This is a genomic window from Ruegeria sp. YTSC325 (assembly GCF_059609525.1).
On record NZ_JBXWLY010000011.1, the window covers coordinates 100,008 to 114,184 of the forward strand.

A 14,177-nucleotide genomic window follows, 5' to 3' on the forward strand; every position below is an offset into this window, starting at 1 on the left:
TGCCTTGTTGAGCAGCACTTTTTCAGTGTCCGCTCAGGAAACACAAGTGGCGTTTGGCGCACAAAAAGCTGACCCCAGCCTGCCAGTCGAAGTCACGTCTGAGTCGTTGAACGTGAATCAGGAAGATGGCTCGGCCGAGTTCATTGGCAATGTAATTGTCGTTCAGGGTGAAATGCGCCTGACGGCCGAGCGCGTACTTGTCATCTACAATGCGGATCGGTCTGGCATCGAGCGTATGGAAGCGACCGAGGATGTGGTTCTGGTCAGCCCGCCAGATGCAGCTGAAGGGGATTGGGCCGAATATACCATCGATTCGGGTGTGATCGTCATGCGCGGCAACGTTCTGCTGACGCAGGGGCCAAGTACGATCAGCGGCGATCAGATGAACGCCAACCTGACGACAGGGACGGCGACCATGACGGGCAACGTTAAAACCATTCTGCAGCAGGGTGCCAACTGATGGCTGGACCGAACCTGAAACTGGCTCAGGGCAGTTCGGGGCTCAGGATCGAAAAGCTGCGGAAGTCTTATCGGAAAAAGACCGTCATCCGAGATGTGTCAATGACGTTGGACCGATCCGAAGTGGTCGCGTTGCTGGGGCCGAACGGGTCCGGCAAGACCACCACTTTCTATTCTGTTGCAGGGTTGGTTTTTCCCGAAGCTGGTCGCGTAACCATCGATGGGCAGGTGGTGACGACCCTTCCAATGTATCGCCGGGCGCGGCTTGGGATCGGATATTTGCCGCAAGAGATGTCGATTTTTCGCGGGATGAGCGTTGAAGACAATATCTCGGCTGTTCTGGATATCACGGTGGGGCACGCCCATCGCCGCAAAGAACGTCTGGAAGAGCTGCTGTCCGATTTCTCGATCGAGCATCTGCGCCGTGCGCCCGCGCTGGCCTTGTCGGGTGGTGAGCGCCGCCGGGTCGAGATTGCGCGTTGTCTGGCTGCCGATCCAAAGTACCTGTTGCTCGACGAACCTTTTGCCGGGGTCGACCCGATCAGCGTGGGTGACATCCGTCATCTGGTCGCTGATCTGAAAAAACGCGGGATCGGGGTTTTGATCACGGATCACAACGTGCGTGAAACGCTCGAGATCGTGGACCGCGCCTATATTTTGCATGACGGTCAGGTACTTATGTCCGGAACACCGGACGAAGTCGTTGAAAACGAAAACGTGCGGCGCGTCTACTTGGGCGAAAACTTCCGTATTTCATAGGTTTGCGCGGTATTGCGCCGAATGCATGGCGGAAATCTCGTATATACACGCCTGTTTTGATTGACTCTTCCGCCGTCTCTTGCCTCAATTGGGTCATGGCATTTTTTCGGTTCCAGTCTGGATCACGATGCCCCTTCTTGGAAGGGATCAAGTTCCGGCTACCGCGGAACATGCCGATACCCCCCACCCGATAAAAAGAAGCGCGCTGTGTTACGCAGCGTCAGAATGGGTGTGAATTGTGAAGGAGATCACATGCGTTACCAAATCAGCGGAAAACAGATCGACATCGGTGAAGCACTTCAGACCCATGTGCAGACCGAACTTGGCGAGGTTGTGGGCAAATACGCCCAGCGACCGACCGACGCCAATGTCGTCTTTTCCCGTTCTGCGCATGAATATGTGTGCGAGACCACCGTACATCTTTCCACCGGCCTGACGGCGCAGGCCAAAGCCCATGCTACCGAGATTTACGCGGCATTCGAGGGGTGCTGTGACAAGATGGAAACACAATTGCGCCGTTATAAACGCCGCCTAAAGGATCACCACAAGGATCGGGTCGAGCCGGTTGAACTCTTCGGAGCTTCCTCTTATATCCTCGCCTCTGACGAATCTGAGTCGGCAGATGAGCCAGAATCTCTGCAGCCGATGATCGTGGCTGAGATGGAAACCAAGATCCCATCGCTGAGTGTTGGTGAAGCCGTTATGCAGATGGAATTGGCTGGTGCCCCGGTGCTGGTGTTCCGGAATGAGAACAAGGATGGATTGAATGTCGTGTATCGTCGGGAAGACGGTAACATCGGCTGGATCGATCCATAACAGGCAAGATTAGAAAGGCGTGCCCCTGCATTGGCAGGGGCTTGCCATTGGAGCAAAATCATGGAGCTTTCGAGCATTCTGAAGCCCGAAGCAGTACGTGTATTGTCAGCCGCTTCCAGCAAGAAGCGGCTGTTTCAGGAAATTGGCGATGTTGCTGCGGCAACCTTGGGCCTGGACGAGCAAACTGTCGTTGATGGTCTGCTCGAACGTGAAAGCCTTGGGCCCACGGGTGTGGGCCATGGCGTTGCGCTTCCCCATGCGCGTCTGACTGAAATCGAACAGGTCGCTGGCGCGTTTGTCATGCTGGAAAAGCCCATCGATTTTGGCTCGGTTGATCGTCAGCCAGTCGATATCGCCTTCGCGCTTTTCGCACCGGAAGAAGCGGGTGTAGACCATCTGAAAGCGCTCGCGCTGGTGTCTCGTACCCTGCGTGACACAGCGGTTTGCGCCAAGCTGCGTGCCAACCCTGACCCGGTCAAGCTCTATGCGATCCTGACCGAGGCGCAATCGATGCAAGCGGCCTGATCCTGCGCTTGAAGCGTACTAACGAAAAAGCCCCCGATAATCGGGGGCTTTGTATTTCGAGGCTACGGCGGTGGTCAGCCGCCGGTTCCCATTTCCAACGTCCACCAGATTTTTCCACCCGATTCTTGATGCCAAGCAAATCCCATCTGCGTGGCTTTAGGATCCAGTATCACTGATCTTGGACCGGGTTCCTGCATCCAGGCAGCCAATGTCTCGGTTTCGGTTTCGAAGGTTTCCGAAATAGCTTCGCCCAGGAATGTGCCGAAATACCCAACGCGCGCGGCCCGATCTATTGGGGATGATCCATCGGACCCAAAATGCCATGGCCGGTTCTGGCGTGCCATATCCTTGGAATGTGTGGCAGCCGCAGCATTGAGCTGTGAATTCAGTTGCACAGGCTGCAGACCCGAAGCTTGCCGCAGTGCGTTAACCGAATCAAGCATGCGGAACTGCAGCTTTTCGGGATTGCCGCGAATCTTGTAAACAGTGGGCAGCGGACGGCCATCCGCACCAATCGTCGTGGTTGAGCTTGGGGTGCAAGCCGCCACTGCAGCAAAACATAAGAACAGAAGTGTAATAATACGCGTCATGGTCGACCTGATTTTTGTGTCATCTTACGCAATAGCGCGACCAACGGGCTTGGGCAAACCTGCAATGGCTGATTCCCGCGTGATTTTGCCGGTTTGATTTGCGATTGACGTATTCAGGCAATAAAATGCGTCAAATTCCTTTTCTGGTTTAGCAAAGGACCGTCACAAATGGTCAAGAAACTCATTCCTTCCTCGCGCCGCGGATTTCTGGTCGGTGCGTCAGCCTTTCTGTCTACTCCGGCGATTGCTCAGTACATTCCGGGCGATCCTCTGCGTCCGGCACCCGAACCCGAACCGCAGGTGCGGCGAAACATTTCGGGTTTCCGTGCTTTGGACTGGCAGCCCTATTTTGACAACACGCGCAATGGCGCAATCCTGGTCGATACCGTTTCACGGGCACTGCATTATTGGTCAGACGACCAAAGCGTGTATAAACTCTACCCATCATCGGTTCCGCTGACCGAAGAACTCACGCGTCGCGGTCGCACAAGCGTCATTCGCAAGGTCGAAGGGCCCAGCTGGGCGCCGACACCTTCGATGAAGAAGCGAAACCCCGAATGGCCGGACTATATCCCGCCGGGTCCAGATAACCCGTTGGGAACGCACGCTTTGTATCTAAGCTGGAAGTACTACCGAATCCACGGAACCCACGATACGCGCAAAATAGGGCGTCGGTCTTCGAACGGATGCATCGGTCTTTTCAACGAAGATATTGCCGAGCTGTTTTCGATGGCGAAGGTTGGCACTCAAGTGTTGCTAATTTGACGACAAAACCGCGCATGAAGTCGCTTGCGAAGCAACTTCCATTTGCATTCCAGTTGGATAGCTGGTTAGAAAAAAACACGAGGTAAGTCTTGGGTGTGCGGTTTCGCTATCTGAAACCGTGCTTATTCTGGAGGTTAATATGAAGAAACTCGTTCTCGCCGCTGCACTGACTGCTGCTGCTTCGACCGCTTATGCTGGCAACCTGGAAGAGCCGGTTGTTGAAGCACCTGTTGTTGTCGAAGAAACTCAGGGTTCGTCGCAGGGCATCATCCTGCCGCTGATCCTGCTGGTTGTTGTTGCAGCAGCTGTTGCAGCAAGCTAATTCGATACGAATTATCCAAGAAAAAGGCGGTGGAGAAATCCATCGCCTTTTTTGTGTCTGTTCGCCGGTCCTGACAGAGCTGGTCAGTCCAGCCAGCCTTTCAAATTGTCCTCGATTACTTTGCCCAAAGCAGCAATGTGCGAATCGTCGTCGTTGAGGCAGGGAATATAGGTAAAGCTCTCGCCGCCGGCCTCTTCAAAGCTTTCCTTGATCTCTTCGTTGATTTCTTCCAGCGTCTCGATGCAATCGGCCGAAAACGCAGGCGCGATCACCGCGATATTCTTTTTCCCCTGACGCGCCAGTTCTGCCACGTGATCGACCGTGTAAGGCTTCAGCCATTCCTCGGGGCCGAATCGCGACTGGAAGGTTGAGACAAGCTGATCATCCGCCCAACCCAGCCGTTCTTTCAGAAGGCGAGAGGTTTTTGCACATTGGCAGTGATAGGGATCGCCCTGCTGCAGATAGCGGTCCGGCATTCCGTGATAGGAGCAGACCAGAATGTCGGGCTTGGTCTCCATCGCGGCGTAGGCCTGTTCCACCGACCCGGCCAAAGCGTCGATATAAGCAGGTTCGTCGAAATAAGCCGGAACCGTGCGGCTGGAGGGTTGCCAAGCCTCCTCCATCAGGGCGCGGAAGAACTGGTCATTGGCAGTAGCCGTCGTTGCGCCTGCATATTGCGGGTAGAGCGGGAAGAACAGGATGCGATCACAACCCGCGGCCACCATCTCGCGCACTTTGGATTTGGTTGAGGGGTTGCCGTAGCGCATACAGAAATCGACCATCACCTGATCGCCATAGCGCGCCTGCATCGCATCGCGCATCTTGGCGGTTTGGTCCTTTGTGATCGTCATCAGCGGGCTTTCGCCCTTGTCGTGGTTCCAGATCGACTTGTACGCCTCGCCCGAGCTGAAGGGCCGTTTGGTCAGAATGATCCCCTGCAGGATCGGCTGCCATTTCCATTTCGGATAGTCGATGACGCGCTGATCCGACAAGAACTCGTTCAGGTAACGGCGCATGGGCCAATAGGTATAGTCGTCCGGCGTGCCCAGATTGGCCAGCAGAATGCCGACGCGGCCCATTTTCACCTTCGGGTGGTCGGCAGGGGCATGGGCGGGGCGAGTGGCGTCAAACATGAGGGGCTTCCTGAATTTCTTTGTACCGGGCTGAGATAAACGGATTTGTCCAGTCGTCAATCGGTCAGTTTGCCCTCTTTTGTGCCCAGCGCTTCAGCAAGGCGGGTTTGGGCCGATCCAGGGCGCAGGGGCTTTTGCTGACTGTCATCAGGGGACCAGCCGGTCAGGCAGATCAGTTCATAGGTGGTGTTCAGCCGCCCTTCGGGCGTTGCAAAGTGATCGGCGTATATCTGCTGGGCGCGGTCAAAGATCTGCCGCCGAGTGGGGCGTTTGATGCGATCGGTTAGGCTGTTGGTTTCACCCATGGCGCGCAAGTCCTGCATTAGGTGCCGCAGGTCGCGGTATTCCGCCGTCAGTCGCGCCGTATCTGCCACCGGCAAGGCCAGCCCGGCCCGTTGCAGCAAGCCGCCCAGATCACGCAGTTCGCCCATCGGTGCGATGCGTGGGCTGAGTCCGCCAGAGATTTCGATCTCGGCCTGACCCAATGCTGCGCGAAGTTCGTGCAGGGTTTCTCCGCCCAGACAGACCACCAGCAACAGCCCGTCAGGCTGCAGGGCCCGGTGGCATTGAATGAGTTGGCCGACAGGGTCGTTGGCCCAGTGCAGCGCCAACGCGTGGATCACCAGATCATGCGCGCCAGGGGTCAGGTTCAGCACCTCATCATCCGCCACGATCTGCGCTTTTGGCATCACATCTCGCCAGACATGGGCGAAGGGCGTCACCACAGCCGGAGCCGTAAAGGTTTTGTTAACCATGCTGAGTCGATCCTGAACCTCGTCCACGGCGGCGCGGTGCAAGAACAGCGCCTCGTCCCGCGCGCGGGCGCGATGCAGGGTCAGGGCCTTGCGGTCGAACAGAGAGGGTGCGTTGGAAGCAGGCAGTTTCATAGGGCGCAAGTATCGCATCTGGCCGCGGATTCAAACCGCCCTTCAGATGATCTATCCACCCCGCTGCATAGGGTGTGGAGAGCTGACCGAGTCCGATTTCGGCCTCTGCGGCCCCTGTTGGCGCGACACGCCCTTTATCGGAGGGGTGGTCTGCGAAAGCTGCGGAATGCCCCTGCCTGGTGAGGCAGATGGCCACCGTATTGAATGCGACGACTGTATGAAAACGCCCCGACCATGGCAGGACGGACGCTCGGCGCTGTTGTATGATGGTAAGGCACGGGGGCTGATCCTTGCGTTGAAACATGGCGACAGGCCGGACTTGGCACGTCCGGCGGCGCGGTGGATGGCGCAGGCGGGTCGAGATTTGTTCCGCGACGATATGTTGCTGGCCCCGGTACCTCTGCATTGGTCCCGATTGTTGAAACGGCGCTATAACCAGTCGGCCCTGCTGGCGCAGCATCTGGGGTGGCACACGGGGCTTGAGGTCTGCCCTGACCTGCTGATCCGATGCATCAAAACCCCGGTTCTGGATGGAAAAACCGCCGCGCAGCGGGCCGAGACGCTGGAAAACGCTATTGCGCCGCATCCCAAACGCTTAAACCGGATGCACGGGCGGGATGTGCTGTTGATGGATGACGTGATGACCTCGGGCGCGACGCTGGCGGCTTGTGCGCGAGTCTGTCTTGCGTCGGGCGCAAATCATATTTTCGTGTTGACCCTAGCGCGCGTTGCCAAGGATACCTAATTCGCGCAGGATTACGCGAAACCCGAAGGGACGACTTATGAAACCGGTTGAGATTTACACATCGCCTCTGTGCGGCTTCTGTCACGCCGCCAAACGCCTGCTGAAACAGAAAGGCGTCGAGTTCAAAGAGGTCGACGTTCTGATGCACCCCAAGCGCAAGCCCGAGATGATCAAACGTGCGGGCGGCAAACGCACCGTGCCGCAAATCTTCATAGGCACCCAGCACGTGGGTGGCTGCGATGACCTGTACGAGCTGGACCGTCAGGGCAAGCTGGACCGTCTGCTGGCGGCATGAAGACTGCGCTGCTGCAGATCACCTCGTCGGATGATCCGTCTTATAATCTGAACATGGTGCGCGCCCTGATGGCCGAGGCTGCCGGGCAGGGCGCGCAGTTCATTCTGACGCCCGAGGTGACGAATTGTGTGTCTAATTCCACCACGCGCCAGCGCGAGGTTCTGCAGCACGAGGAAGACGACCAGACGCTGGCGGGCCTGCGCGATCAGGCCGCCGCGCTGGGTGTTTGGCTGCTGATCGGCTCGCTTGGGATCAAGACGCATGACGCCGATGGGCGCTTTGCCAACCGTTCCTACATGATCGACCCGCAGGGGCAGATCGTGGCGCGCTATGACAAGATCCATATGTTCGACGTGCAGGTCTCAGACTCCGAGACCTTCCGCGAATCGAAAAACTACCGACCCGGCGACCGGGCGGTGATTGCTGACACTGATTTCGGCAAGGTCGGCATGGCCATCTGCTACGACATACGCTTTCCGCATCTGTTTGCCGCCTTGGCGCAGGGCGGGGCGCGGATTCTGACCGTTCCGGCGGCATTTTCGCCGGTCACCGGCAAGGCGCACTGGGAATCGCTTCTGCGCGCACGGGCGATTGAAAACGGAGCCTGGGTACTGGCCCCGGCGCAAACCGGCGCGCATCCGAAAACCCGTGGCAAGACCCGCCACACCCACGGTCACAGCATGGTTGTGGCCCCATGGGGAGAGGTCGTCATCGACGCAGGCACCGATCCGGGCATTCACATTTTCGATTTGGATGATAGTTCTGTGACAGAGGCGCGCCGCCGCGTGCCCTCATTGACGCACCTGCGGGCTTTTGACGGCCCCTGATCCAGAGCCGGACCCAATGACGGACGACACCAATGCCCTTGCGGTCACGCTGTTCAGCGAGATCCTGACCGCCGACCAGCTATTGCGCAACCGACTAAGCCGGGTGCTGCCCAAGGGCATGGAAATCTCGCATTTCTCGGTGCTGAACCATCTGGTGTTTGTCGGAGATGAACGCACCCCGGCGCAACTGGCCAGCACCTTCCACGTGACGCGTGGGGCGATGACCAACACTTTGGCCAAGCTGGAATGGGCCGGATACATCCACATCCGTCCCGACTGGGACGACGCCCGCCGCAAGATGGTCGCCATCAGCCCAGCCGGTCGCCGCGCCCGCGATCAGGCGATTTCCTCGATTGCGCCGCTGATCAACCGCGTGGTCGGAGAGTTAGGGTTGGAGCGGGTGCGCAGCACGTTGCCCGTGCTGCGGGATTTGAGGTTGCAGTTGGAGGGGGAGTAGCCTCACCCTGGCTTCACACTCGCCGTCACATAATTCACGCTTAGATCGCGGTCCGAGATCGACCAGCTCCACAGGATCGGGTTGAAGACGAACCCCTTGCGGTCCACTGGCTCCAGCCCGGCTTGGCGCAGCAGGTCGAACAGCTCATCGGGGGTGATGAACTTGTTCCACTCATGCGTGCCGCGCGGCAGCCAGCGCATGACGACTTCGGCCCCGAAGATGGCCATCGCATAGGATTTTGGGTTGCGGTTTATGGTCGAACATACCTGCAACCCGCCGGGTATCAGCAACTGTTGTGTTGCGGTGAGATAACCCAGAGGGTCGGCCACGTGTTCGACCACCTCCATATTCAGCACCACGTCGAATTGCTCGCCCGCGGCGGCCATGTCCTCGGCGGTGGTGTGGCGATAATCGATCTCAAGCCCCGACTGCTCGGCATGAATGCGGGCGACGGGTAGATTGCGCTCGGCGGCGTCTGCGCCCACGACCGTCGCGCCCAGACGCGCCATCGGTTCGCTCAACAGCCCGCCGCCGCAGCCGATATCCAGCAGGCGCAGGCCCTCGAAAGGTTTCGCAGCCGTCATGTCACGGTCAAATTCACCGGCAATCTGCTGTGTGATATAGTCCAGACGGCACGGATTGAGCATGTGCAAGGGTTTGAATTTCCCATGGGGGTCCCACCATTCTGCGGCCATCGCCTCGAATTTTGCGATCTCGGACGGGTCCACCGTGTTCGGATGCGCTTGCATTCCTGTCTCCGTGTGCTCTTTTACGTTTAAAGACTATATAGGGCCCTAATGGATAAGTACCCGGACCAAAAGCGCGCAGTTCAATATCTGTACCCGCCGATCGACCCGTTCGATCAGCGGATGGTCGATGTGGGCGACGGGCACCGTATTTATATGGAGCAATGCGGCAATCCCGAAGGGCTGCCAGTTGTGATCCTGCATGGCGGCCCCGGTGGCGGGTGTAGCCCGGCGATGCGGCGCTATTTCGATCCGCGTGTGTTTCGGGTGATTCTGTTTGATCAGCGCGGGTGCGGGCGGTCGCGGCCGCATGCCTCGGTGGTGGACAACACGACGTGGGATCTGGTGGATGACATCGAGCGTCTGCGGACGTTGCTGGATATCGACGACTGGACGGTGTTTGGCGGCAGCTGGGGCGCGACGCTGGCGTTGGTCTATGCGCAGGCGCATCCGGACCGGGTGAACCGGCTGGTGCTGCGCGGTGTGTTTCTGGCGACGCAGGCCGAGCTGGATTGGTTCTATGGCGGCGGCGCGGGCAAGTTCTGGCCCGAGCAATGGGCGAAATTCACCGCTCTGCTGACCGAGGATGAGCTGTCGGACACCATAGGTGCCTATCACAAACGCCTGTTTTCGGGCGATCGTGCGACGGAAATCCTGTATGCGCGGGCATGGTCGGCGTGGGAAAATGCGCTGGCGTCGATTCATTCGCACGGGTCCACCGGCGAAAGCCCCGGAGAATACGCGCGCGCCTTTGCGCGGCTTGAGAATCACTATTTCACCCATGGGGCTTTCCTTGAGAAAGATGGGCAGATTCTGGATCAGATGGACCGGATCGCCCATATCCCCGGCCATATTGTGCAGGGGCGCTATGACATGATCTGCCCGCCGCAGGCCGCGTGGTCTTTGGCCGAGCGTTGGCCAAATGCCGAGCTGAAGATGGTGCGTCAGGCAGGTCATGCCCTGTCCGAGCCCGGCATCAGCGCCGAGCTGGTGCGGATCATGGACCGTGTGGCGGAGGGGATCGCATGACCCGGATGGACCGTCGTGCTTTATTCGCCTCGGGTGCTGCGGCGGCATTGCTGGCGGCCACGGGGGCCTCGCTGGCGGATACGCCCAAAAAGGGCGGAACGCTGCGACTTGCCGTACCGCGCGATGACAGTCTGGAACAGGTGGCGCGCGGGGCTGTCTTTGATACCCTGACCGAGATCGCGCCCGATGGCACCCTGCGGGGTGAATTGGCGACCGGGTGGCACACGGATGCGGATGCGCGGGTCTGGAGCTTTGACCTGCGCGATGATGTGGCATTTCATGACGGTGCGGCGCTGAATGTGGCGGATGTGGTGTCGGTGCTGCAACAGGTCGGACGGGCTGAAGCTCTGACGCCGGAATCGGTGCGGCTGGAGCTGGCCGAGGCCAATCCCGGCTTGCCTTTCCTGTTGGCCGATACGCGGTTCGTCATCACGCGCGATGGCCAGGGCGTGACGCCCTTGCACACCGCCAATGGCACCGGATGCTACCGGGTGGAACGGGCCGAGGATGATCGGCATTTTCTTGGCCGCCGGGTGTCGGATCACTACAAGGACGGACAGGCCGGTTGGGCCGATGCGCTTGAGGTTATTGTGATCCCTGACGCCAAAGTTCGGGCCGAGGCGTTGCGTGACGGTTATGTGGACGTGGCGGCGCTGCCCGACAGCGATGGCCTGAAGGATCAGCGCGGCCTGCGGTACCACCCCAGTCAGGACGACATGGCGCTGGCCGTGGCCGGACAGGTGGGAATGCCGCGCCAGATCGGGGGGCGTGCGCTGGACGATGGGCGCATTGCAGAACGGTGGTGGCTGGCCTGACCTGATCACGTTTCACGCCGGGGGTTGCAGACTCGGCAACTCCTGCGTATATGCAGTTGCAACAGCGGCGCGTTGGACTTCTGGTCCAAGGCTCCACCGGAAAATACGACGGGCCGCGCGCCCGTTTTTTTGTGCCCGATTGAAGGGTAGAGACCTGAATGACAAACGACCTGATAGCCAAAGCAGCCATCGACCGGCGACTGGCCGAGATCATCACCCCCGTGATCGAGGATCTGGGGTATGAGCTTGTCCGTATCCGCCTGATGAGCGGCAAGACCACCACGCTGCAGATCATGGCCGATAAGCCCGATGGCGGCATCGAAGTGGATGACTGCGCCGAGATTTCCAACGCCGTCAGCGCTTCGCTGGATGTCGAGGACCCGATTCTGGACGCCTATACGCTTGAGGTGTCGAGCCCCGGTATCGACCGGCCTCTGACCCGTCTCAAGGATTTTGAGATGTTCGAAGGCTATGAGGCCAAGATCGAAACCGCCGAGCTGATCGACGGCCGTCGCCGCTTTAAGGGCGAATTGGCCGGGATCGAAGGGGATGAGGTTCTGATCAACATCCCCGAAGGGTCTGAGACGATCACAATCGGTCTGCAATTCGACTGGTTGAGCGACGCCAAGCTGGTTTTGACCGATGACCTGATCAAGGAAATGCTGCGCCAGCGCAAAGACGCCGGTGCCCTGAACGAAAACGCTTTCGACGAGATTGAGACCGAAGGGTCCGAAGAGGAGACGAACTGATGGCAATCACCTCAGCCAACCAGCTGGAGCTGCTGCAGACCGCCGAGGCCGTGGCCCGCGAAAAGATGATCGACCCCGGTCTGGTTGTCGAAGCGATGGAAGAATCGCTCGCCCGTGCCGCCAAGAGCCGCTACGGCGCCGAGATGGACATCCGCGTGTCCATCGACCGCAAGACCGGCAAGGCGACCTTTACCCGCGTCCGCACCGTGGTTGAGGATGAAGAGCTGGAAAACTATCAGGCCGAGTTCACCGTCGAACAAGCCAAGCAGTACATGGAAAACCCCGAGGTTGGTGACGTCTTCGTCGAAGAAGTTCCCCCGGTTGAAATGGGCCGTATCGCGGCGCAATCCGCCAAACAGGTGATTCTGCAGAAGGTCCGCGAAGCGGAACGTGATCGCCAGTACGAAGAGTTCAAGGATCGCGCAGGCACCATCATCAACGGTGCGGTCAAGCGCGAAGAATTTGGCAATGTCATCGTCGATCTAGGCGGTGCCGAGGCTGTTCTGCGCCGCAATGACAAGATCGGCCGCGAAAGCTATCGCCCCAACGACCGCGTGCGCGCCTACATCAAAGAGGTTCGCCGCGAGGTTCGTGGCCACCAGATCTTCCTGTCGCGCACTGCGCCGGAATTCATGGCCGAGCTGTTCAAGATGGAAGTGCCGGAAATTTATGACGGCATCATCGAGGTTAAGGCCGTGGCCCGCGACCCCGGTTCGCGCGCCAAGATCGCTGTGATCTCGTACGACGGTTCGATTGATCCCGTCGGTGCCTGCGTTGGTATGCGCGGCAGCCGCGTGCAGGCCGTTGTGAACGAGCTGCAGGGTGAAAAGATCGACATCATCCCGTGGAACGAAGATCAGCCGACCTTCCTTGTGAACGCGCTTCAGCCTGCCGAAGTTTCTAAGGTGGTTCTGGACGAAGAAGCCGGTAAAATCGAAGTTGTGGTGCCTGAGGAGCAGCTCTCGCTGGCAATCGGCCGCCGCGGACAGAACGTGCGTCTGGCCAGCCAGCTGACCAATCTGGACATCGACATCATGACCGAGGCCGAGGAATCGGCACGTCGCCAGAAGGAATTCGAAGCCCGCACCCAGCTGTTCATGGAGACGCTGGATCTGGATGAATTCTTCGCGCAATTGCTGGTTTCCGAAGGCTTTACGAACCTTGAAGAGGTCGCCTATGTCGAGATCGACGAGCTGCTGGTGATCGACGGCGTCGATGAAGGCACCGCGCAGGAATTGCAGACCCGCGCGCGTGAATTCCTGGAAGCACAGGCCAAGGCGGCCCTGGATGCCGCCCGCGCGCTTGGCGCTGAGGACAGCCTTATTGAATTCGAAGGCCTCACACCCCAGATGGTAGAGGCGCTGGCCAAGGATGACGTGAAGACGCTGGAAGACTTCGCCACCTGCGCCGACTGGGAACTGGCCGGTGGCTGGACCACAGTCGACGGCGAGCGCATCAAGGATGATGGTGTACTTGAGCCTTTCGGCGTGACGCTGGAAGAGGCACAGGATTTGGTCATGACGGCACGCATCATGCTGGGCTGGGTTGATCCGGCCGAGCTGGAGCAGGCGGACGAAGAAGCCGAAGTCGAAGAGGAGGCCGAGGCCTGATCTCAGGGCCTCGGGGTTGCTGACATGGGTCGCGGTGGCGTCCATAAGGATCGGTCGGACGGACCCGAACGCAAGTGCATCGCCACGGGCGAGGTTCAGCCCAAATATGGGCTGATCCGCTTTGTAATGGGTCCGGACGGTCAGGTCTTTCCCGATGTTGCGGCGAAATTGCCGGGGCGCGGGGTCTATGTGGCGGCGGATCGCGCCGCGCTGGACGAGGCCGTTGGCAAAAAGCTGTTCTCGCGCGGGTTCAAGACGCAGGCGACTGCGCAAACGGACCTGGCGGATGAGGTTGAAAAGCAAGTCGCGCGGCGGGTGATCGAGTTGATTAGCCTGGCGCGCAAGTCCGGTGACGCGGTCGCTGGGTATGAAAAGGTCAAGACGTGGCTGGACCGGGAAGAGGCTCAGGTACTGATTCAGGCCAGCGATGGATCGGGGCGCGGCAAGTCGAAACTCAGCACGCCGCACTTCGGAAAATACATCGGATGGCTGACAGCGGACGAGTTGGGGGCGGCATTTGGGCGCCAAACCGTGATTCATGCGGCGCTGGCCTCTGGCGGACTCGCCAAACGTGTTGTAGAGGAAGCGCAGCGCCTGCGTGGCTTGCGCGAAACGGATGACGGCGGCAAGGGCCGCACGGAAGGGTAA

19 protein-coding genes are annotated in these 14,177 nt (G+C 59.2%); 15 read left to right on the forward strand and 4 right to left on the reverse strand.

Annotation, left to right across the window (positions count from 1 at the left end; genetic code table 11):
* Window positions 1–7: 7 nt before the first annotated feature.
* The 4 genes from AC2FF7_RS15980 (at window position 8) to AC2FF7_RS15995 (ending at window position 2,559) form a co-directional block, all read left to right on the forward strand.
* A complete protein-coding gene (locus AC2FF7_RS15980) occupies window positions 8–460 on the forward strand; it encodes an LptA/OstA family protein (RefSeq protein ID WP_480868702.1) in 453 nt (150 codons plus the stop codon).
* Window positions 460–1,218: an LPS export ABC transporter ATP-binding protein gene (gene lptB, locus AC2FF7_RS15985; protein WP_170755376.1), complete on the forward strand. Its 759-nt coding sequence runs from the start codon at window positions 460–462 to the stop codon at window positions 1,216–1,218. The genes AC2FF7_RS15980 and lptB overlap by 1 nt, the downstream gene beginning before the upstream one ends.
* Window positions 1,219–1,470: 252 nt before the next feature.
* Window positions 1,471–2,034 carry a ribosome hibernation-promoting factor, HPF/YfiA family gene (gene hpf, locus AC2FF7_RS15990; protein ID WP_170353773.1) on the forward strand — a complete coding sequence of 188 codons (564 nt, stop codon included), beginning with the start codon at window positions 1,471–1,473 and terminating at the stop codon, window positions 2,032–2,034.
* Window positions 2,035–2,094: 60 nt separating this feature from the next.
* Window positions 2,095–2,559 carry a PTS sugar transporter subunit IIA gene (locus AC2FF7_RS15995; RefSeq protein ID WP_170353772.1) on the forward strand — a complete coding sequence of 155 codons (465 nt, stop codon included), beginning with the start codon at window positions 2,095–2,097 and terminating at the stop codon, window positions 2,557–2,559.
* Window positions 2,560–2,633: 74 nt separating this feature from the next.
* Here AC2FF7_RS15995 and dalA read toward each other — a convergent pair whose 3' ends face one another.
* On the reverse strand, window positions 2,634–3,149 hold the full coding sequence (gene dalA, locus AC2FF7_RS16000; protein WP_170755377.1) for a divisome-associated lipoprotein DalA: 516 nt from the start codon (window positions 3,147–3,149) through the stop codon (window positions 2,634–2,636).
* A gap of 168 nt (window positions 3,150–3,317) precedes the next feature.
* Here dalA and AC2FF7_RS16005 point away from each other — a divergent pair, with 168 nt between their 5' ends.
* Together AC2FF7_RS16005 and AC2FF7_RS16010 are read left to right on the forward strand one after the other, a co-directional pair.
* Window positions 3,318–3,914 (forward strand): L,D-transpeptidase, encoded by a 597-nt coding sequence (locus AC2FF7_RS16005; RefSeq protein ID WP_170353770.1) that lies wholly within the window; start codon window positions 3,318–3,320, stop codon window positions 3,912–3,914.
* Window positions 3,915–4,053: 139 nt separating this feature from the next.
* Complete coding sequence (locus AC2FF7_RS16010; protein ID WP_010442520.1) at window positions 4,054–4,236, forward strand: hypothetical protein; 183 nt, start codon at window positions 4,054–4,056, stop codon at window positions 4,234–4,236.
* Window positions 4,237–4,319: 83 nt separating this feature from the next.
* Here the strand turns inward: AC2FF7_RS16010 and hemH are convergent, their stop codons facing one another.
* Both hemH and AC2FF7_RS16020 read right to left on the reverse strand, forming a co-directional pair.
* On the reverse strand, window positions 4,320–5,369 hold the full coding sequence (hemH, locus tag AC2FF7_RS16015) for a ferrochelatase (RefSeq protein WP_170755379.1): 1,050 nt from the start codon (window positions 5,367–5,369) through the stop codon (window positions 4,320–4,322).
* Between the two features lie 56 nt (window positions 5,370–5,425).
* Window positions 5,426–6,256, reverse strand: a complete 831-nt coding sequence (locus tag AC2FF7_RS16020; protein WP_496905938.1) for a methyltransferase domain-containing protein — start codon at window positions 6,254–6,256, stop codon at window positions 5,426–5,428.
* 46 nt (window positions 6,257–6,302) lie between these two features.
* On the opposite strand from AC2FF7_RS16020, the gene AC2FF7_RS16025 reads away from it, so the two are divergent.
* The 4 genes from AC2FF7_RS16025 to AC2FF7_RS16040 are packed head-to-tail and all read left to right on the forward strand — an operon-like array spanning window position 6,303 to window position 8,580.
* On the forward strand, window positions 6,303–7,001 hold the full coding sequence (locus AC2FF7_RS16025) for a ComF family protein (protein WP_496905949.1): 699 nt from the start codon (window positions 6,303–6,305) through the stop codon (window positions 6,999–7,001).
* Window positions 7,002–7,038: 37 nt separating this feature from the next.
* Window positions 7,039–7,296, forward strand: coding sequence for a glutaredoxin 3 (gene grxC / locus AC2FF7_RS16030; protein ID WP_170353766.1), 258 nt, complete (start codon window positions 7,039–7,041; stop codon window positions 7,294–7,296).
* Window positions 7,293–8,123 carry a carbon-nitrogen hydrolase family protein gene (locus AC2FF7_RS16035; protein ID WP_480868695.1) on the forward strand — a complete coding sequence of 277 codons (831 nt, stop codon included), beginning with the start codon at window positions 7,293–7,295 and terminating at the stop codon, window positions 8,121–8,123. The genes grxC and AC2FF7_RS16035 overlap by 4 nt, the downstream gene beginning before the upstream one ends.
* Before the next feature lie 16 nt (window positions 8,124–8,139).
* Window positions 8,140–8,580, forward strand: a complete 441-nt coding sequence (locus AC2FF7_RS16040; protein ID WP_170353764.1) for a MarR family winged helix-turn-helix transcriptional regulator — start codon at window positions 8,140–8,142, stop codon at window positions 8,578–8,580.
* A gap of 2 nt (window positions 8,581–8,582) precedes the next feature.
* Here the strand turns inward: AC2FF7_RS16040 and ubiG are convergent, their stop codons facing one another.
* Window positions 8,583–9,329 (reverse strand): bifunctional 2-polyprenyl-6-hydroxyphenol methylase/3-demethylubiquinol 3-O-methyltransferase UbiG, encoded by a 747-nt coding sequence (ubiG, locus tag AC2FF7_RS16045; RefSeq protein ID WP_480868694.1) that lies wholly within the window; start codon window positions 9,327–9,329, stop codon window positions 8,583–8,585.
* Window positions 9,330–9,377: 48 nt separating this feature from the next.
* Between ubiG and pip the strand changes: the two genes are divergently transcribed.
* From pip to AC2FF7_RS16070, 5 genes are all read left to right on the forward strand, one after another.
* Window positions 9,378–10,355 carry a prolyl aminopeptidase gene (pip, locus tag AC2FF7_RS16050; RefSeq protein ID WP_170755384.1) on the forward strand — a complete coding sequence of 326 codons (978 nt, stop codon included), beginning with the start codon at window positions 9,378–9,380 and terminating at the stop codon, window positions 10,353–10,355.
* Complete coding sequence (locus AC2FF7_RS16055) at window positions 10,352–11,170, forward strand: ABC transporter substrate-binding protein (protein WP_480868693.1); 819 nt, start codon at window positions 10,352–10,354, stop codon at window positions 11,168–11,170. Before pip ends, AC2FF7_RS16055 begins: the two co-directional genes overlap by 4 nt.
* Window positions 11,171–11,328: 158 nt before the next feature.
* Window positions 11,329–11,919, forward strand: a complete 591-nt coding sequence (rimP, locus tag AC2FF7_RS16060; protein ID WP_170353760.1) for a ribosome maturation factor RimP — start codon at window positions 11,329–11,331, stop codon at window positions 11,917–11,919.
* A complete protein-coding gene (gene nusA, locus AC2FF7_RS16065) occupies window positions 11,919–13,529 on the forward strand; it encodes a transcription termination factor NusA (RefSeq protein ID WP_170755387.1) in 1,611 nt (536 codons plus the stop codon). The genes rimP and nusA overlap by 1 nt, the downstream gene beginning before the upstream one ends.
* 24 nt (window positions 13,530–13,553) lie before the next feature.
* Window positions 13,554–14,177, forward strand: a complete 624-nt coding sequence (locus AC2FF7_RS16070; RefSeq protein WP_480868691.1) for an RNA-binding protein — start codon at window positions 13,554–13,556, stop codon at window positions 14,175–14,177.

Excerpts from the sequence above, each read along its gene's own strand:
- pip (WP_170755384.1), top strand. The coding sequence starts at position 9,378 with ATGGATAAGTACCCGGACCAAAAGCGCGCAGTTCAATATCTGTACCCG.
- lptB (WP_170755376.1), top strand. The coding sequence starts at position 460 with ATGGCTGGACCGAACCTGAAACTGGCTCAGGGCAGTTCGGGGCTCAGG.
- hemH (WP_170755379.1), bottom strand. The coding sequence starts at position 5,369 with ATGTTTGACGCCACTCGCCCCGCCCATGCCCCTGCCGACCACCCGAAG.
- dalA (WP_170755377.1), bottom strand. The coding sequence starts at position 3,149 with ATGACGCGTATTATTACACTTCTGTTCTTATGTTTTGCTGCAGTGGCG.
- AC2FF7_RS16010 (WP_010442520.1), top strand. The coding sequence starts at position 4,054 with ATGAAGAAACTCGTTCTCGCCGCTGCACTGACTGCTGCTGCTTCGACC.
- AC2FF7_RS16025 (WP_496905949.1), top strand. The coding sequence starts at position 6,303 with ATGATCTATCCACCCCGCTGCATAGGGTGTGGAGAGCTGACCGAGTCC.
- grxC (WP_170353766.1), top strand. The coding sequence starts at position 7,039 with ATGAAACCGGTTGAGATTTACACATCGCCTCTGTGCGGCTTCTGTCAC.
- AC2FF7_RS16005 (WP_170353770.1), top strand. The coding sequence starts at position 3,318 with ATGGTCAAGAAACTCATTCCTTCCTCGCGCCGCGGATTTCTGGTCGGT.
- AC2FF7_RS16035 (WP_480868695.1), top strand. The coding sequence starts at position 7,293 with ATGAAGACTGCGCTGCTGCAGATCACCTCGTCGGATGATCCGTCTTAT.
- ubiG (WP_480868694.1), bottom strand. The coding sequence starts at position 9,329 with ATGCAAGCGCATCCGAACACGGTGGACCCGTCCGAGATCGCAAAATTC.
- AC2FF7_RS16055 (WP_480868693.1), top strand. The coding sequence starts at position 10,352 with ATGACCCGGATGGACCGTCGTGCTTTATTCGCCTCGGGTGCTGCGGCG.
- AC2FF7_RS16040 (WP_170353764.1), top strand. The coding sequence starts at position 8,140 with ATGACGGACGACACCAATGCCCTTGCGGTCACGCTGTTCAGCGAGATC.
- AC2FF7_RS16020 (WP_496905938.1), bottom strand. The coding sequence starts at position 6,256 with ATGAAACTGCCTGCTTCCAACGCACCCTCTCTGTTCGACCGCAAGGCC.
- rimP (WP_170353760.1), top strand. The coding sequence starts at position 11,329 with ATGACAAACGACCTGATAGCCAAAGCAGCCATCGACCGGCGACTGGCC.
- AC2FF7_RS15995 (WP_170353772.1), top strand. The coding sequence starts at position 2,095 with ATGGAGCTTTCGAGCATTCTGAAGCCCGAAGCAGTACGTGTATTGTCA.
- AC2FF7_RS16070 (WP_480868691.1), top strand. The coding sequence starts at position 13,554 with ATGGGTCGCGGTGGCGTCCATAAGGATCGGTCGGACGGACCCGAACGC.
- hpf (WP_170353773.1), top strand. The coding sequence starts at position 1,471 with ATGCGTTACCAAATCAGCGGAAAACAGATCGACATCGGTGAAGCACTT.
- nusA (WP_170755387.1), top strand. The coding sequence starts at position 11,919 with ATGGCAATCACCTCAGCCAACCAGCTGGAGCTGCTGCAGACCGCCGAG.